Raw genomic sequence first — 574 nt, 5'->3', positions numbered from 1 at the left:
TGCCAGTTCCGTGATTTCCTTCCAGTCCGCCTGCAAGGGGCCGGATCGATAGGCGACCGTTGGAGCAATTTGCTGTAGGCGGTGCCAGGCCTGGGCATTGATGTTCGTCCGAATTGCCAGAATGAGGTCGGGCTTGAGCAGGGCGAGTGCCTCGTAGTCGATCAGGCCCTGGTTCAGAAGCGTAGGCTTGGCATCACCGATTTTATTTGCGACCCACGGCAGGACGCCATTTGGAAACTGGCCGTAGCTGGGCATTGCAATCGGCGTGACGCCGAGAGCCAGCAAGGCATCTTCGCCGCCCCAACCCAATGTGACAATGCGCCTAGGCGGTTCGGGGATGATGGTTGTCCCAAATGCATGCGAAACGGATACAGGAAAATGCCTGTCGAACGACGTAGCCGAAGCAGACCATCCGAACGAAACGGTCGCTCCCAGAGCCGCCATAAGGAAATTCCGCCGCTCAAGCACGGCGTCCTTCTTTTCTTTCACGATCAGGACCTCAGAACGTTGCTTTAAGGCTGAGCGTGATAGTCCGGGGATCGCCATACATGCTACCCCAACCCGGGGCTCCCAC

General features: G+C 58.0%; 1 protein-coding gene. It reads right to left on the bottom strand.

Annotated elements, in window-relative coordinates; translation table 11 throughout:
• Nucleotides 1-546 (bottom strand): ABC transporter substrate-binding protein (locus AB4Z23_RS27955; protein ID WP_441361235.1); only part of this gene is annotated, 546 nt, incomplete at its 3' end.
• Nucleotides 547-574: the final 28 nt, after the last annotated feature.

Origin of the sequence: Agrobacterium sp. MCAB5 (assembly GCF_052114365.1) — a bacterium.
GTDB lineage: Bacteria > Pseudomonadota > Alphaproteobacteria > Rhizobiales > Rhizobiaceae > Agrobacterium > Agrobacterium tumefaciens.
Note: the sequence above shows the minus strand (reverse complement) of the source record. Positions and strands in the feature narration are given on the sequence as shown.